Below are 24,593 nucleotides of genomic sequence, written 5' to 3' on the forward strand. Positions count from 1 at the left end.
GTAGCCTTGAAAGGCTCGTCAGAAAAGACGTGCACCGCTGGCAAAAGAGCCAGGTCTGACGCGGTGAAGCAGATTTGTCTCGGTCGCGTCTGCGGCTTTGACAGTGAAGCATCAAGCGTTTTACGCAAATGCCATAAGCCCGGCTGAGGGCCGGGCTTGGCAGAAGCTTGCTACGATCGTCTGTGTATTAGTACAGACGAACGGCGCGGCGCTGTTCGCGCTGAACTTTCTTGGCGTGACGCTTAACAGCGGCTGCTGCTTTGCGCTTACGCTCAGAAGTTGGCTTCTCGTAAAATTCGCGGCTACGAACTTCAGCCAGTACACCGGCTTTTTCGCAGGAGCGCTTGAAACGACGCAGAGCTACGTCGAAGGGTTCGTTCTCTTTTACTTTGACGGCTGGCATCCAGAGCTACCTTCATTCATTACCGGGGTCAACATCCTCGCGGCAAAAGAGCACTTGAAGACGTCGGTTTTTAAGGGTTGCGGATGTTAACCCCTCAACGCTCGGAATGCAAAGCCTCTGATCGAAAACCGCTGGTAGGGGCATCACGCGACGACTATTATGCGCGCCTTCGAATTCAGCCTAAACAAGGCGCAAACCCATGCTAGTACTGGGATTAGAAACATCCTGCGACGAAACTGGTGTCGCATTGTATGACAGTGAACGCGGCCTGCTGGCCGACGCGTTGTTCAGTCAGATCGACCTGCACCGTGCCTATGGTGGCGTGGTGCCGGAGCTGGCTTCACGCGATCACGTCAAACGCATGCTGCCCTTGATTCGTCAGGTGTTGGCCGAGGCCGACTGCGTGCCGACCGAGATCGATGCGATCGCCTACACCGCGGGTCCTGGCCTGGTTGGTGCCTTGCTGGTAGGGGCTTCCTGTGCTCAGGCGCTGGCCTTTGCCTGGGGTATTCCGGCCCTTGGCGTGCATCACATGGAAGGCCATTTGCTGGCGCCGATGCTGGAGTCGCAACCGCCGGAATTTCCGTTCGTCGCTTTGTTGGTGTCGGGTGGTCACACGCAACTGGTTCAGGTCGACGGAATCGGTCAGTACACGCTTCTGGGCGAGACCCTGGATGACGCCGCCGGCGAGGCCTTCGACAAGACGGCCAAGATGATGGGGCTCAATTATCCGGGCGGACCGGAGATCGCTCGCCTTGCAGAACAAGGCGTTGCAGGGCGTTTCGTCTTCCCGCGGCCGATGTGCGACCGTCCGGGCCTGGATTTCAGCTTCAGTGGCCTGAAAACCTTTGCGCTGAACACCTGGCAACAGTGCGTCAACGCCGGGGACGACGGAGAGCAAGCCCGTTGCGACATCGCGCTGGCATTCCAGCAGGCCGTGGTGGAGACTTTGACCATCAAGTGCAAGCGTGCCCTGAAGGCCGCTGGCATGAAGCGCCTGGTGATTGCAGGGGGCGTCAGTGCCAACAAGGCGTTACGCACTTCCCTGGAGAAAATGCTCGGCGACATGAAGGGCGATGTGTTTTATGCCCGTGCGCAGTTCTGCACCGATAACGGCGCGATGATTGCCTTTGCCGGCTGCCAGCGCTTGCAGGCCGGTCAGCAGGAAAGCCTGGCGATCAGCGTGCAGGCGCGTTGGCCGATGGAGCAGTTGACCGCATTGTGATGAGCGGTGCTCATGTCCGGCGGCTAGAAATGCCGTTCGCGCCCGGCAAACAGGTCGCGTAGATTGCCGCGATGACGCCATACGATCAGCCCGGTGAGCGTGCTCATGGGCAGCAGGGCGGCCGGTTCTTGCCAGGCCAGCAACGGCAAGGTCAGCGGTGTGGCGATGAGGGCGGCCAGGGAGCTGGTGCGGGTCAGGTAGAACGTCAAGAGCCAGGTGCAGACCGCCAGAAGGGCAGCGGGCGGGTACAGTCCCAGCAACATGCCGGCAGCGGTGGCGACGCCCTTGCCGCCGCGAAAGCGAAAGTACAACGGAAACAGATGGCCGATGACGGCATAGACGCCGATCCAGGCCTGTTCCTGCTGCGAAAGACCCGCAAGACGCGCAATCAGTACCGGCAGCAGGCCTTTGCAAAGGTCCCCGAGCAGGGTCAGGATGGCGAGCTTCTTGCCGGCCAGGCGCAACATGTTGGTGGCACCGGCATTGCCCGAGCCACTCATTCGCGGATCGGGGTTACCGGTCATGCGGCTGAGCAAAATGGCAAAGGACAGAGAGCCGAGCAGGTAGGCGAGGATCGCCAATAACCAAAACATGCTAACTATTCCGGGCGAGGAAGCCCTGATTCTAACGGCGCATTGCGCCCTTGTCGTGTAGCGGAGAGAAGTGCTTGGACAGAGTGTTTATCGAGGGCCTGGAAGTCGACACGGTGATTGGTGCCTACGACTGGGAGCGAGGCATCCGACAGTGCTTGCGTCTTGACCTGAGTTTCGCCTGGGATAATCGCCCGGCCGCAGCCGGTGATGACCTGACCCTGGCGCTCGACTACGCCAGTGTTTCCTCGCGCATCCAGGCGTTTGCCGAGCAGGCGCAATTCCAGTTGGTGGAAACCTTTGCCGAGCGCCTGGTTGAAGTGCTGATGAGCGAATTCAAGATCACCTGGATGCGCCTTAAGCTGACCAAGCCCGGGGCCGTCCCGGCGGCCACCGGCGGTGTGGGCGTGGAGATCGAGCGCGGATGTCGCTGACTCAGGTGTACCTCGGGCTCGGTAGCAATATCGAGCGTGAAACCCATTTGCGGGCGGGACTCGATGCTCTGGCGGCATTCCTTGTCGATATCCGCTGTTCGGCGGTGTTCGAAAGCCAGCCGGTGGGCATCAAGAGCGGGCCGTTCTTCAATTTCGTGGTGTCGGCGTATACCGATCTGCCGCTGATGGAACTTGATCGTCGATTGAAGTTCATTGAGGCGGATAACGGTCGTTACGCACCGGATCGCCGAGGTTTGCCGCTGGATATCGACGTATTGTTGTTCGGTGACCAGGTGGGCAATTTCGATGGCTTGATCTTGCCGCGGGCAGAAATTCTGAAAAATGCGTTCGTTCTGTGGCCGTTGTCGTTGATAGCGCCGGATCGCGTGCACCCGGGCGCAGGCAAGAGTTTTGCGACTTTGTGGGCTGAAGCGCAGATCGATCAGGTGTTGGCGCCAGTAGCGTTCGAATGGCGCGGTGAACAGCTGACACCTTCAGGTTTGTTGTGACCTTACTGACGTCTTCGCGAGCAGGCTCGCTCCCACAGGTACGATGCAATTCCTGTGGGAGCGGGCTTGCTCGCGAAGCTTTTCAGGCAGACGTCGCCTCTTTGTAAGCCTTCAGCGCCTTGAGCCGCTCGCGCTTGATCTCCTTCCCCAACTCCGGCCCCTTGAAGCCTTTCTCCAGCAACGGCTGAACCGCCACGCTACGCGCCGCAGTTGCCGCGCCGCGCAAGTAATCTGCCTGTGGGTAACTTCTTTCTTCCAGCCCTTTGCGTCCACGCGCATCCATCTCGCAGGCGGCGATGAACTCCTCGAACCGCTGTGGCCGACGGTAAATGTCGAAGCTTTGCAACAACTCCAGCAATGTCGATGGCTTCAGCTCAAGGGCGCGATGCCCATGGGTGTGGTACTCGCCCACCAGCAGCGCCAGTTCCTGGCAGTCCCTCGGCACCTTGAAACGTTCATTGACCGCTTTGATCAACTTCAGGCCCTTGAACTCGTGGGCAATGTGTCGCGGCCATTCATCCTCTGGCGTCAGTCCCTTGCCCAGGTCGTGCAGCAGGCACGCCCAGCGCACGGTGAGTGGCTGTTTGTGTAGTGCGGCTTGCTGCAACACGCTCAGGGTATGTACACCTGTATCGATTTCCGGGTGATGGGCGGGTGGTTGCGGTACGTCAAACAGCGCGTCGACCTCGGGCATCAGAACCTTGAGTGCGCCGCATGCGCGCAGAACCTCAACAAATACCTGTGGCTGATCCTCCAGCAGGGCGCGGGAAATTTCCTTCCAGCTGCGCTCGGGGGTCAGCGCTTCAAGTTCGCCTGACTCGCTGAGTTGGCGCATCAGCGCCAGGGTTTCCGGGGCAACGGTAAAACCCAGCGTCGCGTAACGCGCCGCGAAGCGGGCAACACGCAGGACCCTGAGTGGATCTTCGGCAAATGCCGGGGAAACATGGCGAAGCAGGCGTGCCTCAAGATCGCGCTGGCCGTGGTACGGGTCGGTCAGGTTCTGCTGATCGTCCTCGGCCATGGCATTGATGGTCAGGTCGCGGCGGATCAGGTCTTCTTCGAGGGTGACTTCAGGGCTGGCGTGAAAAGTGAACCCGCCATAACCGCGTCCGCTTTTGCGCTCGGTGCGGGCGAGGGCGTATTCCTCACCGCTTTTGGGATGAAGGAACACCGGGAAGTCCGCGCCCACCGGGCGAAAGCCCTTGGCGAGCATTTCTTCGGTGGTAGCGCCGACCACAACCCAGTCGATATCGGTAACCGGTTTGCCCAGCAGGCGATCACGTACCGCACCGCCGACTTTATAAATACGCATAAAAAACCTCCGTTAGCTCGACAGGATAACCGTTGCATCGAGCTTTCGGAGGCACAAACCGGATCAAAGATGGATGACGGCCAGGTCCAGGCGGCCGTAATCACCTTCGCTGTGCTCGCTTCTGGGCGGCACATGGTGGGTTTTCATGACCTGATCGCCTTGCAGGGTTTCCAGGTGAATGTCGAAGCCCCAGAGGCGGTGCAGGTGTTTGAGCACTTCTTCGGTCGAATCCCCCAGTGGTTTGCGGTCGTGCTGCTGGTGACGCAGGGTCAGGGAGCGGTCACCGCGACGGTCGATGCTGTAGATCTGCACGTTGGGCTCGCGATTGCCCAGGTTGTATTGTGCCGCGAGGGTTTCCCTGATGATGCGGTAGCCACCTTCGTCGTGAATGGCGGGCACCAGCAGGTCGTCCTTCTGGTCGTCATCGAGAATGCTGAACAGCTTCAGGTCGCGGATCACCTTGGGCGACAGGTACTGCAGGATGAAGCTCTCATCCTTGAAACTGCTCATGGCGAACTTGATGGCTGCCAGCCAGTCGGTACCGGCAATGTCAGGGAACCAGCGGCGATCTTCTTCCGTAGGCTCTTCGCACATGCGGCGGATGTCGCGGTACATGGCAAACCCCAGGGCGTAGGGGTTGATGCCACTGTAGTAGGGGCTATCGAAGCCAGGCTGGAACACCACGCTGGTGTGGGACGTCAGGAACTCCATCATGAAGCCGTCGGTGACCAGGCCTTCGTCGTACAGGTCGTTCATCAGTGTGTAGTGCCAGAACGTGGCCCAACCCTCGTTCATGACCTGGGTCTGACGCTGTGGATAAAAATACTGGGCGATCTTGCGCACGATACGCACGATTTCCCGCTGCCATGGCTCCAGCAGCGGTGCATGTTTTTCGATGAAGTACAGGATGTTTTCCTGGGGTTCGGCGGGGAAGCGTGCGTTGTCCTTGTCGCTGTACTTGTCCGCGCCCTTGGGAATGGTGCGCCACAGATCGTTGATCTGTTTCTGTAAATGTTCTTCCCGGTCCTTTTGCCGGCGACGTTCTTCCTCCGCGGAGATCGGATAAGGGCGTTTGTAGCGGTCGACACCATAGTTCATCAGCGCATGGCAGGAGTCGAGCAGATCCTCGACCGCGTCGATACCGTGGCGTTCTTCGCACTGCATGATGTACTGCTTGGCAAACACCAGGTAATCGATGATCGAACTGGCGTCGGTCCAGGTGCGGAACAGGTAATTGCCTTTGAAAAAGCTGTTGTGCCCGTAGCAGGCATGGGCCACCACCAGCGCCTGCATGCAGATGGTGTTTTCTTCCATCAGGTAGGCGATGCATGGGTCGGAGTTGATCACGATCTCGTACGCCAGCCCCATCTGGCCGCGGGTGTAGGACTTTTCGGTGCTGAGGAAGTGCTTGCCATAGGACCAGTGGTGATAACCCAGCGGCATACCGACCGAGGCGTAGGCGTCCATCATCTGTTCGGCGGTGATCACTTCGATCTGGTTGGGATACGTATCGAGCGCGTAACCGGCCGCAATACGACTGATTTCGCGGTCGTAGGCCTGGATCAGCTCGAACGTCCATTCGGAGCCGGTGGAAATGGGTTGGCGTTTCTGCTCTTTGGCGGTCATGTCACTAACCTGCGCTGGAAGAGTTCACGGAAGACCGGATAGATATCCCCGGCCGAGACCAGTTGTTGCTGGGCAAATGTATCGGAAAAGGCTTCGGCGATGCGCTCGTACTCGAACCATAGGGCCTGGTGTTCGCGCGGGGTGATCTCAACGTAAGTGTAGTACTGCACGAATGGCATGATCTGGTTGATCAGGATGTCGCGGCAGATCGGAGAGTCGTCGTTCCAGTTGTCACCGTCTGAGGCCTGGGCGGCGTAGATGTTCCACTCGTTGCTCGGATAACGCTCGGCCATGATCTCCTGCATCAGTTTCAAGGCGCTGGAGACGATGGTGCCGCCGGTTTCCCGGGAGTAAAAAAACTCCTCTTCATCCACTTCGCGGGCGCTGGTGTGGTGGCGGATGAACACGACGTCGATCTTGTCGTAGTTACGTTTGAGAAACAGGTACAGCAGGATGAAGAAGCGCTTGGCGATGTCCTTGGTCGCCTGGGTCATCGAGCCGGACACGTCCATCAGGCAGAACATCACGGCCTTGGAACTGGGGTTGGGCTGTTTGATGAGCAGGTTGTACTTGAGGTCGAAGGTGTCGAGAAACGGTATACGGTGAATGCGTGCGCTGAGTTTTTCGATTTCTGCTTCGATTTCCTGGATATCGCCGAAGTTGTCCGGTTCTTCTTGCTTGAGTCGCAGAAGTTCTTCCTTGGCTTCACGCAGTTTTGCGCGGCTGCTGCCGGACAGGGCGATGCGCCGGGCATGGGCTGAGCGCAGGGTGCGGATGATGTTGATCCGCGACGGGTTGCCCTCGTTGCTGATCCCTGCGCGCACGGTCTTGAAGGTGTCGGTGCCGGTCAGGTTGCGTTTGACCAGGTTGGGCAGTTCGAGGTCCTCGAACATGAACTCGAGGAACTCTTCCTGGGTAATCTGGAAGACGAATTCGTCCATCCCCTCGCCGGAATTGCCCGCCTTGCCGGGGCCTCGGCCGCCACCGCCTCCCGGTGGGCGGGCGATATGTTCGCCGCTGGTGAATTCCTTGTTGCCCGGGTGCACGACCGTCTGCTTGCCACCGCGACCGTGATGAAGCACCGGCTCGTCGATGTCGCGGCCGGGAATGCTGATTTGTTCGCCGTGTTCCATATCGGTAATGGAGCGCCGGCTGACCGCCTCTTCGACAGCCTTCTTGATGTGATCACGGTAGCGCCGCAGAAAACGCTGGCGGTTCACCGTGCTCTTGTTCTTGCCATTGAGACGTCGGTCGATCACATAGCTCATGACTGCTCCTTAGAAGCTGTCCTGAAAGGGGCGAGCGGTTATGCAGCATCGGACCGGTGCCAAGGGATGTTCACGCTCCCCCAAGCGCTTTTGGATGCTGCCTGTACCTCGCTACTGACTTTCGAACACCTTCCAGAGGTCTGTGTAACAGAAAACGCGTACACAGGCCTCTGGCTGACGACAACCGGTCTGACCGGCAGCGGGTTACTGTGATTTTCTGACCCGCAGGTACCACTCGGACAGCAGTCGTACCTGTTTGTCGGTGTAGCCCCGCTCGACCATCCGTGTGACGAAGTCGTTGTGTTTCTGTTGGTCCTCTTTGCTGGCCTTGGCATTGAAGCTGATGACCGGCAGCAGGTCCTCGGTGTTGGAGAACATTTTCTTCTCGATGACCACCCGCAGTTTTTCGTAGCTGAGCCAGGTCGGGTTCTTGCCGTTGTTGTTGGCCCGGGCGCGCAGTACGAAGTTGACGATTTCGTTGCGGAAATCCTTCGGATTGCTGATGCCGGCCGGTTTTTCGATTTTCTCCAGTTCTTCGTTCAACGCTACGCGGTTGAGGATTTCGCCGGTTTCCGGGTCGCGGTATTCCTGGTCCTGGATCCAGAAGTCGGCGTACAGCACATAACGATCGAAGATGTTCTGGCCGTACTCGCTGTAGGACTCGAGGTAGGCGGTCTGGATCTCTTTGCCGATGAATTCGATGTAGCGCGGTGCCAGGTACTCCTTGAGGAAGCGCAGATAGCGTTCGCGGGTTTCGGCCTGGAACTGTTCCTGCTCGATCTGTTGTTCAAGCACGTAGAGCAGGTGCACCGGGTTGGCGGCAATTTCGTGCGGGTCGAAGTTGAACACTTTCGACAGGATCTTGAACGCGAAGCGGGTCGACAGACCGTTCATGCCTTCGTCGACGCCCGCATTGTCGCGGTATTCCTGGATCGACTTGGCTTTCGGATCGGTGTCCTTGAGGTTCTCGCCGTCGTACACGCGCATCTTCGAGTAGATGTTGGAGTTTTCCGGCTCCTTGAGGCGCGAGAGCACGGTGAACTGGGCCAGCATCTTCAGGGTGTCGGGTGCGCAATGGGCCTTGGCCAGCGAGCTGTTGAACAAGAGCTTGTCGTAGATCTTCACTTCGTCGCTGACCCGCAGGCAGTACGGGACTTTGACGATGTAGATCCGGTCGATGAAGGCTTCGTTGTTCTTGTTGTTGCGGAAGGTGTGCCACTCCGATTCGTTGGAGTGCGCCAGCAGGATCCCGGTGAACGGAATTGCGCCGAGGCCTTCGGTACTGTTGTAGTTGCCTTCCTGGGTGGCGGTCAGCAGTGGGTGCAGCACCTTGATCGGTGCCTTGAACATTTCGACGAATTCCATCAGGCCCTGGTTGGCCCGGCACAGGGCGCCCGAGTAGCTGTAGGCGTCGGCGTCGTTTTGCGGGAATTCCTCCAGTTTGCGGATATCGACCTTGCCCACCAGCGCCGAGATGTCCTGGTTGTTTTCGTCGCCAGGTTCGGTCTTGGCCACAGCGACCTGGTTGAGGATCGACGGGTAGAGTTTGACCACGCGGAACTGACTGATGTCGCCACCGAATTCGGCCAGGCGTTTGGTCGCCCATGGCGACATGATGGTGTTGAGGTAGCGCCGTGGAATGCCAAAGTCTTCCTCGAGGATCGCGCCATCTTCGGTGGCGTTGAAAAGACCCAGGGGCGACTCGAAAACCGGCGAGCCCTTGATTGCATAGAAGGGCACTTTTTCTATCAGTTGCTTGAGCTTCTCGGCCAGGGACGATTTACCGCCACCGACAGGGCCGAGCAGGTACAGGATCTGTTTCTTCTCTTCCAGGCCCTGAGCGGCATGGCGGAAATACGACACGATCTGGTCGATGCATTCTTCCATCCCGTGGAAGTCTTCAAAGGCCGGATAGCGGCGGATGACCTTGTTGGAGAAGATGCGCGACAGTCTCGAGTTGGTCGAGGTGTCGAGCAGTTCCGGTTCACCGATGGCCAGCAATAGACGCTCGGCGGCGGAGGCGTAGGCGCTGCGGTCCTGTTTGCACAGCTCAAGATACTCTTGCAGAGAGAGTTCTTCCTGGCGTGTGGACTCGAAGCGTTGTTGGAAGTGGCTAAAGATACTCATGACGTCACCTCGCTCGATACGTGGAGCCGACGCCGGATCACTCAGTCGATGCTGGCAGCAACCGAACAGGCGATTGCTGTTTACCCCCCAGAACTCTCCCGGAGCTGACTACTCCGAAAGCTACTCCCGATGACCCGTGCGCCGGTGTACCGGCTCTCCCCTGTTTTGGATGGCCTGGGCTTAAGGATAGTTGGGAATTCGGGAGGTAAAGGCGAGATACGTAATTAGTTGTGGCAGACCGTTCGTCTGCCACCGCGCTAGCCCGCGGGAGCCGGGGCCTGCAACGTTACAAAAAAATTATTCAGTGGTGCCTTGCGCCGTTTCCGCAGGATACGTCGTACGCCACAACTCGAATCCGCCATCCATGCTGTAGACGTCGGAGAAGCCCTGGCTGATCAGGTAAGCGGCCGCGCCCTGGCTGGAATTGCCGTGATAGCAGACCACCACGGTCGGTGCATCGAGGTCGGCACCCTGGATGAAAGCGTGCAGGGAATGGTTGTCCAGATGCTTGGAGCCTGCGATGTGCAGGGCGGCAAAAGTGGCCGGGTCGCGGACGTCGACCACCACTGCGCCTTGTTCGCGCAGGGCTTGGGCCTGTTCCGGGGGAATACGTTTGAATTCGCTCATGGCGGGCTCCTGTGGCTCGGCTGAATGGGCAGTCTAGCGCGGGGCGCTGGCTGGTGATGTTTGGGGAATGGATGAGGCGACTGGCGGCACGGCATGGCCGTGTTCGTCGCATTTGCAGGACAGGCGCTCAAGGCTGTCGACGTCCATCAGGGTCAGGGCGCCGCCCCAGACACAGCCTGTATCGAGCGCCGAAATACCCGGCTCTTCGACGTTGCCTTCCAGTGCTGCCCAGTGACCGAAAATGATTTTCAGGTTCTTGGTCTTGCGTTCCTTGTGCTGGAACCAGGGTTTGTAGCCAGGTGGTGCGGTATCGAGGCCTTCCTTGCTCTTGAGGTCGAGTTTGCCTTCGGCGGTGCAGAAACGCATGCGGGTGAAATAGTTGGTGATCACCCGCAGGCGCGTCACGCCTTTGAGGTCGTTGTCCCATTTCGCCGGATCGTTGCCGTACATGCCATCGAGGTAGGGCGGCAACAGGTTGTCGTCACGCAAGGCAGCCTCGACTTCGGCGGCACATTTCAAGGCCTTGCGCAGCGACCACTGCGGTGGAATGCCGGCATGGACCAGTGCAACGTTGCGCTGTTCGTCGTAGTGCATCAGCTTTTGCTGGCGCAGCCATTCGAGCAACTCGGCGCTATCCGGCGCTTCAATGATCTCGCGCAGGGTATCGGCCTTCTTCAGGCGTTCGATGTTGCGTCCGGCCGCCAGCAAGTGCAGGTCATGGTTGCCGAGCACGCACACCAGCGATTCGCGAATGCTGTAGAGGAAGCGCAAGGTTTCCAGCGACTGCGGGCCGCGGTTGACCAGGTCGCCCACCAGCCACAGACGATCGCGTTTCGGGTCGAACGCCACTTGTTTGAGCAGGCATTGCAGGGCCTGAAGACAGCCTTGCAGGTCACCGACAGCGTACGTTGCCATCAGTGCAGGGCTCCGGGCACCGCCAGGCGGAAAGGCGCGATGATGGCATCGAAATGTTTACCGTCGTCGGACAGCATCTGATAGGTGCCTTGCATGGTGCCGACCTTGGTGGTCATGACCGTGCCGCTGCTGTAGGTGTGGCTCTTGCCGGGCTCGATCAACGGTTGCTGGCCGACTACGCCTGCACCGCGCACTTCTTCGACATGCCCGTCACCATCGGTGATGACCCAGTGCCGTGAAAGCAGTTTGGCGGGCATTTCACCGTTGTTTTGCACGGTGATGGTGTAGGCGAAGGCAAAGCGGTCGTGCTCGGGTTGCGATTGTTCTGCCAGATAGCGGGTGACGACGCTGACGTCGACCTGATAGCGAGGATCGGACATGCAAGGGGCCTTAAAAACGGAGCGGGACGCGGGGCGTAGCTGTTGGGTTCAGTCTAGGCCAAGTATCGGGTAGTAGACCAGAGTGGCGTCCTACCCGATAGCGCTCATCGCCTGTCAGTCAGCGGCAGGCTTTTGTTCGCTGAGCTTGTCGGCCAGGCGCACGAACGCGGCCAGGTCGAGTTGCTCGGGACGCAGGCTGCCATCGACGCCGGCTGCTTCGATTTCGGCATTGCTCAGCAGCAGCTTGAGAGTGTTGCGCAGGGTTTTGCGGCGCTGGTTGAAAGCTTCGCGCACGACGCGTTCCAGCAGGCGGTGATCCTTGGCCGGGTGTGGCAGTACCGCGTGGGGTACCAGGCGCACGATGGCCGAATCGACTTTCGGCGGCGGGTTGAACGCGCCCGGGCCGACGTTGAACAGGTGCTCGACCCGGCAGTGGTACTGAACCATGATCGACAAGCGACCCCAGTCGCCACCACCAGGGCCGGCAGCCAGGCGCTCGACCACTTCCTTTTGCAGCATGAAGTGCATGTCGCGAATCAGGTGCGAGTTGTGCAGCAGGTGAAAAATCAGCGGCGTGGAGATGTTGTACGGCAGGTTGCCGACCACGCGCAGGCTGCCAGGCGCGGCATTCAGGCTATTGAAGTCGAACTTCAGCGCATCGCCCTGATGCAGGTTGAAGTTGCTCTTGCCGGCAAACTGCTGGTTGAGAATCGGGATCAGGTCCTTGTCCAGCTCCACCACGTCGAGTTGCGCGCCGCTGCTGAGCAGGCCTTGGGTCAGTGCGCCCTGGCCCGGGCCGATTTCCAGCAGGCGGTCTTCTGCCTTGGCATGAATGGAGCGCAGGATGCGGTCGATAACGCCGGCATCGTGCAGGAAGTTCTGGCCAAAGCGTTTGCGCGCCTTGTGTTGGTATTGCTCGGTCATAAACGGGTCTCGGCCATCTGGTAGGCGGTTTCCAGGGCGACTTGCAGGCTGCCGGTGTCGATCTTGCCACTGCCGGCCAGGTCCAGGGCGGTGCCGTGGTCGACCGATGTGCGGATGATCGGCAAGCCGAGGGTCACGTTGACTGCCGCGCCGAAGCCTTTGTACTTCAGCACCGGCAGGCCCTGGTCGTGGTACATCGCCAGCACCGCATCGCAGTGCTCCAGATATTTGGGGGTAAACAGAGTGTCGGCGGGCAGGGGGCCTCGAAGGTCCATGCCCTCGCCGCGCAGGAGCTCTAATGTGGGTTCGATGATATCGATTTCTTCATGGCCCAGGTGTCCGCCTTCGCCGGCATGGGGGTTGAGCCCGCAAACCAGGATGCGTGGCCGGGCGATGCCGAACTTGTTTTGCAGGTCGGCGTGCAGGATTCGCGTGACGCGCTCCAGACGCTCCGGCGTGATTGCATCGGCAATCTCGCGAAGGGGCAGGTGAGTGGTCACCAGGGCTACGCGCAAGCCGCGCGTGGCCAGCATCATCACCACTTGCGCGGTGTGGGTCAGGTCGGCGAGGAATTCCGTATGCCCGGAAAAGGCGATGCCGGATTCGTTGATCACGCCTTTGTGCACCGGCGCGGTAATCATGCCGGCGAAATCTCCGCTCAGGCAGCCTTGGCCGGCGCGGGTCAGGGTTTCCAGTACGAAGGCAGCGTTGGCCTTGTCCAGTTGCCCGGCGACGACCTTGGCGTTGAGCGGTGTATCCCAGACATACAGGCTGTTGGCTGGCGCGGGTGCATCCGGCCAGTTGTCCGGTGTGACCGGCAGCAAATCGACAGCCACGCCCAGTTGCGCGGCCCGCTCAATGAGCAGGTCGCGGCTGGTAATGGCAATCAGGGGGTGAGGCTGGGCTTGCGAGGCGAGCAGCAGGCACAGGTCGGGACCTATGCCGGCCGGTTCGCCGGGTGTCAGCGCGAAACGTTGGGGTTTCACTGCGCTGCCTGGTCGGCGCCAGGGAGTTTGATTTCCACGTACGCTTCGTCACGGATCTGACGCAGCCAGGTTTGCAGCTCTTCGTCGTATTTGCGGTTACGCAAAACGGTCATTGCTTGCTGCTCGCGAGCCTGTGTGGTGCTGTCGGTGGCGCGACGGCCAAGGACTTCCAGGACATGCCAGCCGTATTGAGTCTGGAACGGCTTGGACAGCTGACCTTGCGGGGTACTGGCCATCACTTCGCGGAACTCGGGCACCAGTGCGTTCGGGTCGATCCAGTTCAGATCGCCGCCGTTGAGGGCGGAACCCGGGTCTTCCGAGTAGCTTTTTGCCAGCTCGCCGAAGTCTTCGCCAGCCTCGATACGGCTGTAGAGCGAGTCAGCCAGGGCCTTGGTTTTTGCTTCGTCGCGGATCGGGCTCGGTTTGACCAGGATGTGGCGCACATGCACTTCATCGCGCATCTGGGTCTGGCCGCCACGCTTTTCGAGAATCTTCAGGATGATGAAGCCGCCCGGGGTGCGCATTGGCTGGGTGACATCGCCCACCGGCATGGTGCTCAGCAGGCGATCGAACGGCGGCGGCAATTGAGCGGCTTTACGCCAGCCCATGTCACCACCTTCCAGTGCGGTTTCGCTGGCGGACTTGGCGATCGCCAACTGACTGAAGTCAGCGCCTTGCTTGAGCTGCTGGTAAATCGCATCGGCCTGCTTGGCTGCACTCTGAATCGCGTCGGAGTTGGCGCTTTCCGGCGTAGGAATCAGGATGTTGGCCAGGTGGAACTCTTCAGACAGTTGCATTTTGCCCAGGTCCGACGCCAGGAAGTTCTTCACTTCCTGCTCGGAGACCTGAATGCGTTCGGCAACCCGACGCTGGCGTACACGGCTGATGACCATTTCGCGGCGAATCTGCTCACGTGCGTCGTCGTAGGACAGGCCGTCGCGAGTCAGGGCGGCGCGGAACTGCTCGACCGACATGTTGTTGCGCTGGGCAATGGTGCCGACAGCCTGGTTCAACTCTTCATCGGTAATGCGGATGCCGGAACGCTCGCCGATCTGCAATTGCAGGTTTTCGACGATCAGGCGCTCAAGTACCTGCTGCTCCAGCACGCTGGCCGGCGGCACGGCAGAGCCACGCTTGGCAATGGTTTGCTGAACTTCATGAACGCGTTGGTCCAGTTGGCTCTGCATGACCACGTCGTTGTCGACGATGGCCACCACTTTATCGATGGACTGTACGGCGGCGCTCGCCGCCGTACTCAGGAACAGCGCGCCCAGCATCAGCGGGCGCAGACAATCAGAAAGCTTGGTCTTCACGTTCACGATAACCTTGAATGCCTTTGTCGAGGAAGCTCTCTACCTTGGCGCCAGTCAGGCCGCCGAGTCCCTTCAGAACAATTTGGAGGAAGACGCCATGGTCGCCTTTTTCGTTTTGCGGTGCTTCCTGACTGAACTCGTCATAGGAAACAAAGTAACGGTTGATCAGGCGCAGTTTCCAGCAGCAGTTGTCGTACTCGAAGCCACCGAAGGCTTCCAGGGTACGGTTGCGGTTGTAGTCATACTGCCAACGGCTGATGGCGTTCCATTGCGGCACGATCGGCCAGATCACCGAGAAGTCGTGCTGTTCGATCTTGTAGTAATCCTTCACGTAGCCAGGCTGGCCGGGGACGCCGTAATCACCCCCACCCACGGTCCACTTACCAGTGTTCTGGTCATAACGGACCTGGTCATTGCGATAGCGATAGCCGGCGTTGATGACCTTGTTCGGGTTGTCTTCAGGCTGGTAGTGAAACATCGCGCTGCCCGAGCGAGGGCTGCGGCTGTCAGGGTCCCAGTTGTAGTCGGCGGTGGTACGCCAATCTCGGTTCCAGCGATATTCGTACTCCAGGGCGTAAGGCGAAACGTTTGCTTGGGTATCCTTGCGGGTTTTTGCATCGATACCCGGCAATTGAACTTCGCGGTCCTTGAAATAAAAGGCCTGGCCGACGCTGATACGTTGGCGTTCAAAGCCATTGTCTTCGATCCAGCGGCTGGTCACACCCAGGGACAGTTTGTTCTCGTCGCCAACACGGTCGGAGCCGGAGAAACGGTTGTCACGGAACAGCGACGAGTAGTTGAAGGTGTATTCGCTGGTATCAAATACCGGGATATCTTCTTGGTCGACCTCAGGCACGTACAGGTAGAACAGGCGCGGCTCGAGGGTCTGGCGGTAGTTTGTGCCGAAATACTGGGTATTGCGATCGAAGTACAGGCCGCTGTCGATGCTGGCGATCGGTACGCCGCGGTTCTGATTGCTGTCGAATGTTCCCTGGAGCCTGTCCTGTTCTGCGTTCTGACTGGCAATCTGAGCTTTGCCAGTGTTGTCCAGGTCCAGTTGGTACTGGGTGTACTGGTACTTGAGCTTCGGTGTCAGGAAGCCGTACGTCGCGTTCATCGGCAAGCTGACGGCGGGCGCGAGATTCAGGCGGTCACCAGTGGCGCGTGCCAGGCCTACAACGTTGGTGTCCAGTCGTGGGGTTACATTACCGTCTTCATCGGAGTAATTGCCCTTCTGCAGATCTCGGTCAAACCGCACGATTTCGGTGTTGTACGAAAAATTCAGACCGTTCGGATGATACGGCAGCGCACCATCAAAGGTGATCTCTGGCAAGCGGTCATACGGCGTAATGTTCGATACGGTCGCCAGTTGATAAGCCTGAGCGTTCACGCGAGCCACATAGTCGTCGCCACGATAGCTGACGGAACCTTGCTGGTTTACGAAGTCAGCACTTTTCACGCCAATCTGGTCGGTCTGCAGATCCTGGAAGTAATACGGATCGCTGATCTTGGTGTAGTCGACTTGCGTGAGTACTCGCGAGTCGAGACCACCCTTGTGCTGCCAGTTGTACATGTAGCGGGTTTTTTCGGCGTCGCTCTGCTTGTCGCGTTCGTCGCTTTCGTCGTTGAGGTACGCCGCGCCGAACTGGCCTTCGCTGGACTTGGTCAGGTAGCGGAATTCGCCTTCCATCAACAAGCCGTGCTTTTCCATGTAGCGTGGGTACAACGTGGCATCGTAGTTCGGCGCCAGGTTGAAGTAGTACGGGGTGACCAGCATGAAGCCGGTATCGCTGCCGGTGCCGATGGTCGGCGGCAGGAAGCCCGACTGGCGACGGTCGTCGATCGGGAAGTAGATGTACGGCGTGTACAGGACCGGAATGTCCTTGACTCGCAGCGTCACGTTGGTCGCCGTACCGAAACCGGTGGCCGGGTTCAGGGTGATGTTGTTGCCCTTGAGCTGCCAGGCGTTGCTGTTCGGTTCGCACGTGGTGTACGTACCATCCTTGAGCCGGATGATCGCGTTCTCGGCACGTTTGGCGTACAGCGCATTACCGCGGATGCGGGATTTGTGCATCACGTATTCGGCGTTGTCGACCTTGGCTTCACCGGTGTCGAGCTGCACGTCGGCGTGGTCGCCGACGATCAGGGCACCGTTGTCGCGAATGCGCACGTTGCCGTTCAGTTCGCCACGGCTTTCGGCCTGATACAGGTTGGCTTCGTCGGCTTCGACCTGCATGCTGCCCTGACGCATGACAACGTCGCCGGCCAGGGTCGCAACTTGCTCATCCTGCTTATAGCGGGAGGCTTTTGCGCCGATAAAGGTTGGAGCGTCACTTTTATCCGTCTTGTCATCCATGCCAGGACGAATCGGTTCGATATAGGAACCGGAGCAATAAGGACCGGTTTCGGCCAATTGTGCGGCGGTAAGCTGCTCGCGGGGAACCCAGTCGAGGTGACTGTAGTCTGCGCTACGCGACTTCAGGCCACGGCCTTTGGATTCGGTGACCAGCACCGGCTTGGCGTCGGCGTCTTCGCTGGAACCGTTTTCGGTCGGGGCTTCGCCGGTGGCGGAAACTGCGCTGCCGTCATGGACGGGACGCGGTGGCAATGCAGCCGCCGGCGTCTTTGGCGCACAGTCCCAGGAACCCGAAGCAGAGACTGAGCAGTCAAACTGTTCCGCGGCGACCACGTAGGAAGTGGCAAGGGGTTGCAGCGCCAGCAAACTGCCGGTAACCAACAACGGAAATTTTTTACGAAACGCGGGGGATTTCAATGCCATCTTATTAGTCCGGGCTTCCTGCGTGCCATCTGCCCGCGGTGTGGGCCGCACGCCTCTCGATGGTCTGAAAAAGATGCTGGATAATAAAGCATGACCCGCTTGACGGCTAGCGCCGTCGGAGACCCTTGCAATGCCTGATCAAGATGTACGCTTACAACACCTGAAAGTTTGGCTCGATGAACAATTGGCGACCCTTTTTGCCGAGCAGGGCTGGGGCGTCGTACCCCCGGCCACGTTGACTGCGGCCAGCAGCGACGCGAGTTTTCGGCGGTATTTCCGCTGGGAAGGCGGTGACAAAAGTTTCATCGTGATGGACGCGCCGCCGCCCCAGGAAAACTGCAAACCCTTCGTGGATATCGCCTTTTTGCTGGCGAAATCCGGAATAAATGTGCCGAAAATTTATGCCGAAGACCTCGAGCGCGGCTTTCTTTTACTCAATGACCTGGGCAACAAGACCTATCTGGACGTGATCGACAGCGAAAACGCCGACGATTTGTTCAAGGATGCCCTGCAAGCGTTGCTGGCTTTCCAGCAGCTGCCGATGGTTGCGCCTCTGCCGAGCTATGACGTGGCCTTGCTTCGTCGCGAGCTGGAGTTGTTCCCCGAGTGGTACGTGAAGCGCGAGTTGGGCATCGAACTGGACGCGGCGCAGCAAGTGCTCTGGCAGCAGGTCAGCGAACTGTTGATCGACAGCGCCCTGGCACAGCCAAAAGTCCTGGTGCATCGCGACTACATGCCGCGCAACCTGATGCTCAGCGAACCCAATCCCGGTGTGCTGGACTTCCAGGATGCGGTGTATGGCCCGGTGACCTACGACGTGACCTGCCTGTTCAAGGACGCATTCCTCAGCTGGCCCGAGGAGCGCGTGCACGGCTGGCTCGAAAGCTACTGGCAGCAAGCGGGTGCCCTCGGGATTCCGGTTCAGCCCGACTTCGAGGACTTCCTGCGTGCCAGCGACTTGATGGGCGTGCAACGTCACCTGAAAGTCATTGGCATTTTCGCGCGCATCTGCCATCGCGACGGCAAACCGCGTTACCTGGGTGATGTGCCACGTTTCTTTGCGTACATAGACGCGGTGATTGCGCGCCGCCCTGAACTGGCCGAGCTGGATGTATTGCTGGCCAGTCTGCGTGCCGGAGTGAAAGCATGAAGGCAATGATTCTGGCCGCGGGCAAAGGCGAGCGCATGCGCCCGCTAACCCTGACTACGCCAAAACCGCTGGTTCGTGCAGGCGGCGTGCCGCTGATCGAGTATCACCTGCGAGCACTGGCCGCCGCCGGCTTCACCGACATTGTGATCAATCACGCCTGGCTCGGTCAGCAGATCGAAGACTATCTGGGCAATGGTTCGCGTTATGGCGTGAGCATTCAGTACTCGGCCGAAGGTGAACCCCTGGAAACCGGCGGCGGAATTTTCCGCGCGTTGCCATTGTTGGGGGATGAAGCGTTTGTCGTGGTCAACGGCGACATCTGGACCGATTACGACTTCAGCGTGCTGCATCAGCCCATCAACGGCCTGGCGCACCTGGTGCTGGTCGGCAACCCGCCCCATCATCCGGCCGGGGACTTCAGCCTGGTAGAAACGCGGGTGCTCGACGGTCAACCAGGGGCTGGCACCTTGACCTACAGCGGTATCGCCGTGTTGCATCCGCAGTTGTTCGACGGTTGCACCGAGGGGGCCTTCAAGCTCGCTCCACTGTTGCGCAAGGCCATGGCTGACGGGCAGGTGACCGGCGAGCAATTGAGGGGGCACTGGGTCGATGTCGGCACTCACGAGCGTCTGGCCGAAGTTGAAACATTAATAGAAGCGAGCCGCTGAGATGCTGTGGCCAGGGACTCTGATCGGAGCCGGAGCAGGCTTTGCCATAGCCAGCATTCCGGGGGCCATGCTCGGCGCGTTGTTGGGGCAGGCGCTGGACCGGCGCTTGCACCTGCAGAGTTGGGGGCATTTGCTGGAAAAGCTTGGTGGTCGTCCGGTGCTGCGCAACGATGAATTGCTCTTCGTGCTACTGGGACGTCTGGCGAAGTGCGACGGGCGGGTGGTGGATGGCCACATCCAGCAGGCCCGGGCGGAAATGCGCTCGCTGGAAATGTCCGAACCGGCCCAGCGTCGGGCGATTGCCGCGTTCAATCGTGGCAAATCGGGCAATGACCGCCTGCGCGGTTATCTGCGTCGCCTGAGTGCCCAGCCCCATGCGGCGGAAGGTGTGTTGCGCGCCTGCTGGCGAATGGTCTGGGCCGATGGTCGTGCCGGCAGCAGTGAACGTCAATTGATCGGCCAATGGGGCAAATGGCTGGGCTGGACCCCCCATCAGGTGCAGGCGTTGGCCCACGACTATGAGCCACAGAAACGGCCATTGGGCAACAGTGTGCCAAGTTATCAGGACGCGTTGAGGCTTTTGGGGGTGTCGGCCACCACTGAACCGGCGCAGATCAAGCGTGCATACCGGCGCCTGCTCAGTCGCCATCATCCGGACAAGATTGCCGGCAGTGGTGCGACGGCGACGCAGGTGCGTGAGGCCACCGAGCGAACGCGTGAACTGCATAATGCCTATACGCTGATTCGGGAGCGGCGGGATTTTCGCTAGCCTGGAAAACTTGCTTCGCCAGTGATACCGCTATCGCGAGCAAGCTCGCTCCCACAGGTTCATGTCGTCCGCAATTTTGTGATCGGCATAAAACCTGTGGGAGTGTGGCTTGCCCGCGATGAAGGCGCCTCGGTCTGTCAGTCCGCGGGGTTCTGCGGATTCAACCAACCCCGCACTCGACGGAACAGTTGCTCCTGTTCGGCCTTGGTATCCGGCAACGCCTTGAGTGCGACCTGGTTGAATGCCGATGACTTCAGGCGTTTGCTGGCCTGCAGGCGCTCCAGTGCAGCGTTGCGATCCAGCGCTTTGTCCTTGTAGAAAATATCCGCGGTCGGCAGTTTCAGGGTCGGGGTCAGCTCTGCCAGCCCGGGCGTGGCTGCCACAGGTGTCCGGGCGGCAACCATCACCAGTTTTTCGACCTGCGATGGCTGCTTCTCGCTCAGATAGCGCGCGGCCCAATAGGCGCCGGAACCGTGCCCCAACACCACGATACTGCGGGCGCTTTGCTGTTCGGCGAATGCAATTGCGGCGTCGATCCGGGCGAAGATGCGCTCGGCATCAGCCTTGGACTGTTCTTCGGTGGTTTCGATGACGGCCTTGTCGGCCACATCGGCCTCGCCTCCGGCCACCTGTTCGATAGGGGCTGCGGTGGTCGAGTCTTTACTGCCGGTTTCGGCGGGCTTGGTAGCCAGCGCTGCTTCCACGGTTCGTGGCGCAATGGCGTCGCTTTGCAGGTCCGGCAAGGTGATACTCAGACTGCTCCACTCGGCATCCGGTAATTTGCGCCGCAAAGGGCCGATCGCTTGCGGCCAGTCAACGGTTTCACCGGCGCCCGGGATGATAATCACCGCGCCTTTAGGTTCGGCGGTATTGGCCGGTTTCCACAAGGCCAGAAAGGTGTCGGAGCCTGCTTGCAGTTGTTGCTGTTCCTGAGCCGGGATTTTTCGCTCAAGTGCAGTCGCTTCTTCCTGACTACGCTCAGGCAGCGGCTGACGTTCGAGTGATTTTTCTTCGGCGGTTTTTTCCTCCGCGGCGGGCGCCGGGTCGGCCGCCTTGACGGAAAAAGCGCAAGGCAGGATCAGCGACAGGCACAATGCTGGCAGTGCCAGGCGGTAGACAGAGGGCATCGGGTATTCCAGGCCAGAAGTTGTTCCGGCAGCCTAATGGGTTGGTCAGTATTTGTCAGTGTGTGAGAGTTCAATGATGCTTTTTCGCTGCCTGTGGGTTATCGGCTGTTTGTGGTTTCCCTTGATGGGCTGGGCGGCCGCCGCGCCCCCGGCGCCCGCTGCCCAACTGTCCCCTGAACAACGGCACTGGCTGGCGCAGCAGGGCGAGTTGCGGGTCGGCGTGGTGTTGCAGGCGCCCTATGCGCAATACGATCGCCGCTTGCAGCGCCTGTCCGGGGTGAACGTCGAGTTGATGAAGTGGCTCGCAAAAAACCTCAATGTCGAACTGAGCTGGCGCAATTTTCCCGATCTTGAGCAATTGGAAGCCGCGGCCCGCGAGGGCGAAATCGACATCGCTCCGGGGGTGACCCAGACCCCTGGCGGGCTGCGCCTCTGGCAGTTTTCCGACCCCTACATGCGGGTGCCGCAATTGGTGGTCAGCGATCAGAAAAGCGCTGGCGCGGTCGAGCTGGAAAAACTCGACAGCCAGACCCGCGTCGCCGTGCGCATGCCCAGTGCCATCGCCGATTACCTGCGCAGCAACTACCCGCACCTGAATCTGCAAGGCGTACCGATGGAGCGCCAGGCATTGCAATTATTGGCGGGCCAGCAGGCGGCTTATGCGGTGGTCGATGAGGCGCAGCTGGGACGCTTGTCGGTCGAACCGGAGTTCGCCGGATTGGTCGTGGTGGGGGATGTCGGTCTGCCGCAGTTGCTGCGGGTGGCCACGCGCCGTGACAAACCGGAACTGGCGGGCATTGTCGAAAGTGCATTGCGGGCGATCCCGGCCAAGGATCTGGAGCAACTGCACAATCAATGGCTGCAGCCCAAGTATCCGCGGCTCACCGAGTCGCCGGGGTTTTGGCAGAACCTCTGCCTGCTGCTGGCCGTGCTGGCGATGAGTTGCATGGCCATCGTGGTCTGGCAGCGTCGCCAGCAGCACAACCTGGAGCAGCGCCTGTTGGCCGCGCAGGAAGACATTGCCTTGCGCGCCGCCAGCGAAGAGGCCTTGCGGCTCACCCAGTTTTCCATCGACCAGAGCACCGTCGGCATCCTCTGGGTCAACTGGGACAGCCATGTGCGCTACGCCAACCGCGCGGCGGAAAGCATGCTGGGCTATCCGGCCGGAGGGATCATCGATCGGCCCCTGATCGATTTCGAGCCCGGTCTGCACATGGACCGTTGGCTGAACCTGTGGAAGCGCGCCCGGGCCAGTGAGGAGGGCCCGCAAAGTTTCGAATCCAATTGCGTACGGGCTGATGGCAGCATCCTGCCGGCCGATGTCTCGTTGAGTTTCCTGCGCTTTCGCGATGGCGAATACCTGGTGGTTTACCTCAACGATGTCACCGAGCGGCGCCGCGCCCTGGCGGCCTTGCAGGAAAGCGAGGCGCGGCTGCAAGGCATCGCCGCCAACGTTCCGGGACTGGTTTTCCGGCTGGAGCGGGCGCCAGTAACCGGTCAGATCGACTTTGCCTACATCAGCGAAGGTAGCGAAAGCCTGGTGGGTTACTCGCCGGCCACGTTGGCGCATCGCGATAAAGGCCTGCGCAGCCTCGTGCATCCGGATGACAAGGTCAGCTATCACCAGACCCAGGATCATGCGCTGGATACCGACAGCGACTGGTCGTGGCAGGGGCGAATCCTCACGCGTCAGGGCGAGCAGCGTTGGGCGGAAATCAAGGCCATCACCCGCCGGCTGGAAGACGGCGCCTATGTTTGGGACGGGATCGTCTGGGACATCAGCGAGAGCAAGCGCATCGAAATTGAACTGGCCAGCTCCCGGGAACAACTGCGGGAGTTGTCCGCGCACCTGGAAAGCGTGCGCGAAGAAGAAAAAGCGCGCATTGCCCGGGAAGTTCACGACGAATTGGGGCAGATGCTCACCGTGTTGAAGCTGGAAACGTCCATGTGCGAACTGGCGTACGCCCAGCTCGACCCTGGTCTTAACGAGCGCTTGAACAGCATGAAGCGCTTGATCGCTCAATTGTTTCAGCTGGTCCGTGATGTGGCCACGGCATTGCGACCGCCGATTCTCGACGCAGGTATCGCCTCGGCCATTGAATGGCAGGCCCGCCGGTTCGAGGCGCGCACGCAGATCCCGTGTCTGGTACAGGTGCCGGACAATTTGCCAGTGCTCAGCGATGCGAAGGCAATCGGCCTGTTTCGAATCCTTCAGGAGGCGCTGACCAATGTCATGCGGCACGCCCAGGCGCATACTGTTGAACTGACACTGACCCTTGAAGGCAACGAATTGTGTCTGACGGTCAGCGATGATGGCGTAGGATTTGTCGCCGCGCCTGGCAGGCCAACGTCCTTTGGGATCGTCGGCATGCGTGAGCGGGTGTTGATCCTGGGCGGCGAGTTGTCGCTGGAGAGTGAGCCGGGTGAGGGTACGACGTTAGAAGTGCGAGTGCCTCTGGACGAAGCCTGAAGAATTTGTGGTGTCTGTGCTGACGCCTTCGTGAGCAGGCTCCCACAGGGGGACGTATTCCAAATGTGGGAGCCTGCTCGCGAATGATCTTGAACCTGGAGAAGAACGTGATCCGTGTACTGGTAGCCGAAGACCACACCATTGTCCGCGAAGGCATCAAGCAGTTGATCGGCCTGGCCAAGGACTTGCTGGTGGTGGGGGAGGCGAGCAATGGCGAGCAGTTGCTCGACACCTTGCGTAATGTGCCTTGCGAAGTGGTGTTGCTGGACATCTCCATGCCGGGCGTCAACGGCCTGGAAGCGATTCCGCGGATTCGCGCCCTGAACAATCCGCCGGCGATCCTGGTGCTGTCGATGCACGATGAAGCGCAAATGGCCGCCCGGGCGCTGAAGGTCGGGGCTGCCGGTTATGCAACCAAGGACAGCGATCCGGCACTGTTGCTGACGGCCATTCGCAAAGTGGCGTCAGGCGGGCGTTACATCGACCCGGAACTGGCCGACCGCATGGTTTTCGAGGTCGGTCTTACCGACTCGCGTCCATTGCACTCGTTGCTCTCCGAGCGCGAATTTTCCGTGTTCGAACGCTTGGCCCAGGGCGCCAACGTAAACGACATCGCCCAGCAACTGGCGCTGAGCAGCAAGACCATCAGCACCCACAAGGCGCGGCTGATGCAGAAGCTCAACATCACCTCGCTGGCGGAACTGGTGAAGTACGCGATGGAACACAAGCTCCTCTAAAGCACATCGCTGTACCTGTGGGAGCGAGCTTGCTCGCGATAGCGGCGGGTCATTCAGCACCGATGTTGAATCTGATGCTGCCATCGCGAGCAAGCTCGCTCCCACAGAGATCTCCATCAAGTATCCGATTACCGGCATATCCAAAAGCGACATGTTTTTGCAGCGGCTTTGCCGATTCTTGCGGCTTGCAGCTTGAAGCGTGCTGCTGCCCTATCCATCCCCGCCATCCTTGTAGGGAAATCCCTACCCCCAAC

At 59.8% G+C, this 24,593-nt stretch carries 22 protein-coding genes; 8 read left to right on the forward strand and 14 right to left on the reverse strand.

The annotated features are described in order from the left end of the window. Positions 1–187 precede the first annotated feature (187 nt). Entirely contained in the window at positions 188–403 is a 216-nt protein-coding gene (gene rpsU / locus AC1RS8_RS24815; protein WP_002551877.1) for a 30S ribosomal protein S21, read from the reverse strand. Positions 404–602: 199 nt separating this feature from the next. On the opposite strand from rpsU, the gene tsaD reads away from it, so the two are divergent. Next, the gene (gene tsaD / locus AC1RS8_RS24820; RefSeq protein WP_057713063.1) at positions 603–1,628 is read left to right on the forward strand and encodes a tRNA (adenosine(37)-N6)-threonylcarbamoyltransferase complex transferase subunit TsaD; all 1,026 of its coding nucleotides are present in this window, start codon (positions 603–605) and stop codon (positions 1,626–1,628) included. Positions 1,629–1,651: 23 nt separating this feature from the next. Here the strand turns inward: tsaD and plsY are convergent, their stop codons facing one another. Further along, complete coding sequence (plsY, locus tag AC1RS8_RS24825; protein ID WP_057713064.1) at positions 1,652–2,221, reverse strand: glycerol-3-phosphate 1-O-acyltransferase PlsY; 570 nt, start codon at positions 2,219–2,221, stop codon at positions 1,652–1,654. A gap of 74 nt (positions 2,222–2,295) precedes the next feature. On the opposite strand from plsY, the gene folB reads away from it, so the two are divergent. Then, positions 2,296–2,652 (forward strand): dihydroneopterin aldolase, encoded by a 357-nt coding sequence (folB, locus tag AC1RS8_RS24830; RefSeq protein WP_008051601.1) that lies wholly within the window; start codon positions 2,296–2,298, stop codon positions 2,650–2,652. Next, positions 2,643–3,161, forward strand: a complete 519-nt coding sequence (gene folK / locus AC1RS8_RS24835) for a 2-amino-4-hydroxy-6-hydroxymethyldihydropteridine diphosphokinase (protein WP_489339336.1) — start codon at positions 2,643–2,645, stop codon at positions 3,159–3,161. Before folB ends, folK begins: the two co-directional genes overlap by 10 nt. A gap of 82 nt (positions 3,162–3,243) precedes the next feature. Here folK and AC1RS8_RS24840 read toward each other — a convergent pair whose 3' ends face one another. The 11 genes from AC1RS8_RS24840 to AC1RS8_RS24890 all read right to left on the reverse strand — a co-directional run bounded on the left by AC1RS8_RS24840 (position 3,244) and on the right by AC1RS8_RS24890 (position 17,418). Then, complete coding sequence (locus AC1RS8_RS24840) at positions 3,244–4,473, reverse strand: multifunctional CCA addition/repair protein (protein ID WP_489339335.1); 1,230 nt, start codon at positions 4,471–4,473, stop codon at positions 3,244–3,246. A gap of 63 nt (positions 4,474–4,536) precedes the next feature. Further along, positions 4,537–6,099 (reverse strand): SpoVR family protein, encoded by a 1,563-nt coding sequence (locus tag AC1RS8_RS24845; protein WP_057713067.1) that lies wholly within the window; start codon positions 6,097–6,099, stop codon positions 4,537–4,539. Then, entirely contained in the window at positions 6,096–7,367 is a 1,272-nt protein-coding gene (locus tag AC1RS8_RS24850) for a YeaH/YhbH family protein (RefSeq protein ID WP_057713068.1), read from the reverse strand. Before AC1RS8_RS24850 ends, AC1RS8_RS24845 begins: the two co-directional genes overlap by 4 nt. Before the next feature lie 204 nt (positions 7,368–7,571). Then, entirely contained in the window at positions 7,572–9,494 is a 1,923-nt protein-coding gene (locus AC1RS8_RS24855; RefSeq protein ID WP_057713069.1) for a PrkA family serine protein kinase, read from the reverse strand. 297 nt (positions 9,495–9,791) lie between these two features. Beyond that, complete coding sequence (glpE, locus tag AC1RS8_RS24860; RefSeq protein WP_008051614.1) at positions 9,792–10,121, reverse strand: thiosulfate sulfurtransferase GlpE; 330 nt, start codon at positions 10,119–10,121, stop codon at positions 9,792–9,794. Positions 10,122–10,154: 33 nt separating this feature from the next. Beyond that, on the reverse strand, positions 10,155–11,036 hold the full coding sequence (locus AC1RS8_RS24865) for a symmetrical bis(5'-nucleosyl)-tetraphosphatase (protein ID WP_489339334.1): 882 nt from the start codon (positions 11,034–11,036) through the stop codon (positions 10,155–10,157). Beyond that, positions 11,036–11,416: a Co2+/Mg2+ efflux protein ApaG gene (apaG, locus tag AC1RS8_RS24870; protein ID WP_095944860.1), complete on the reverse strand. Its 381-nt coding sequence runs from the start codon at positions 11,414–11,416 to the stop codon at positions 11,036–11,038. Before apaG ends, AC1RS8_RS24865 begins: the two co-directional genes overlap by 1 nt. Before the next feature lie 114 nt (positions 11,417–11,530). Next, positions 11,531–12,340: a 16S rRNA (adenine(1518)-N(6)/adenine(1519)-N(6))-dimethyltransferase RsmA gene (rsmA, locus tag AC1RS8_RS24875; RefSeq protein ID WP_349736338.1), complete on the reverse strand. Its 810-nt coding sequence runs from the start codon at positions 12,338–12,340 to the stop codon at positions 11,531–11,533. After that, on the reverse strand, positions 12,337–13,326 hold the full coding sequence (pdxA, locus tag AC1RS8_RS24880; RefSeq protein ID WP_489339333.1) for a 4-hydroxythreonine-4-phosphate dehydrogenase PdxA: 990 nt from the start codon (positions 13,324–13,326) through the stop codon (positions 12,337–12,339). Before pdxA ends, rsmA begins: the two co-directional genes overlap by 4 nt. Then, the gene (surA, locus tag AC1RS8_RS24885; RefSeq protein WP_139212578.1) at positions 13,323–14,639 is read right to left on the reverse strand and encodes a peptidylprolyl isomerase SurA; all 1,317 of its coding nucleotides are present in this window, start codon (positions 14,637–14,639) and stop codon (positions 13,323–13,325) included. The genes pdxA and surA overlap by 4 nt, the downstream gene beginning before the upstream one ends. Then, positions 14,620–17,418 (reverse strand): LPS-assembly protein LptD, encoded by a 2,799-nt coding sequence (locus tag AC1RS8_RS24890; RefSeq protein WP_489339332.1) that lies wholly within the window; start codon positions 17,416–17,418, stop codon positions 14,620–14,622. Before AC1RS8_RS24890 ends, surA begins: the two co-directional genes overlap by 20 nt. 130 nt (positions 17,419–17,548) lie before the next feature. Here AC1RS8_RS24890 and AC1RS8_RS24895 point away from each other — a divergent pair, with 130 nt between their 5' ends. Genes AC1RS8_RS24895 through AC1RS8_RS24905 form a run of 3 tightly spaced genes read left to right on the forward strand, consistent with a single transcriptional unit; the run spans position 17,549 to position 20,005 of the window. Further along, on the forward strand, positions 17,549–18,568 hold the full coding sequence (locus AC1RS8_RS24895) for an aminoglycoside phosphotransferase family protein (protein ID WP_057713075.1): 1,020 nt from the start codon (positions 17,549–17,551) through the stop codon (positions 18,566–18,568). Then, on the forward strand, positions 18,565–19,236 hold the full coding sequence (gene murU, locus AC1RS8_RS24900) for an N-acetylmuramate alpha-1-phosphate uridylyltransferase MurU (protein WP_489339331.1): 672 nt from the start codon (positions 18,565–18,567) through the stop codon (positions 19,234–19,236). Before AC1RS8_RS24895 ends, murU begins: the two co-directional genes overlap by 4 nt. Before the next feature lies 1 nt (position 19,237). Next, complete coding sequence (locus tag AC1RS8_RS24905) at positions 19,238–20,005, forward strand: TerB family tellurite resistance protein (RefSeq protein ID WP_057713077.1); 768 nt, start codon at positions 19,238–19,240, stop codon at positions 20,003–20,005. Between the two features lie 137 nt (positions 20,006–20,142). Here AC1RS8_RS24905 and AC1RS8_RS24910 read toward each other — a convergent pair whose 3' ends face one another. Next, positions 20,143–21,132: an alpha/beta hydrolase family protein gene (locus tag AC1RS8_RS24910; protein WP_489339329.1), complete on the reverse strand. Its 990-nt coding sequence runs from the start codon at positions 21,130–21,132 to the stop codon at positions 20,143–20,145. A 73-nt stretch (positions 21,133–21,205) separates the two neighbouring features. Between AC1RS8_RS24910 and AC1RS8_RS24915 the strand changes: the two genes are divergently transcribed. Beyond that, positions 21,206–23,602, forward strand: a complete 2,397-nt coding sequence (locus AC1RS8_RS24915) for a PAS domain-containing sensor histidine kinase (RefSeq protein WP_489339328.1) — start codon at positions 21,206–21,208, stop codon at positions 23,600–23,602. Positions 23,603–23,685: 83 nt separating this feature from the next. Then, on the forward strand, positions 23,686–24,339 hold the full coding sequence (locus AC1RS8_RS24920) for a response regulator (protein WP_191622237.1): 654 nt from the start codon (positions 23,686–23,688) through the stop codon (positions 24,337–24,339). Positions 24,340–24,593: the final 254 nt, after the last annotated feature.

This window comes from Pseudomonas sp. GW821-FHT12A04 (genome assembly GCF_058807755.1).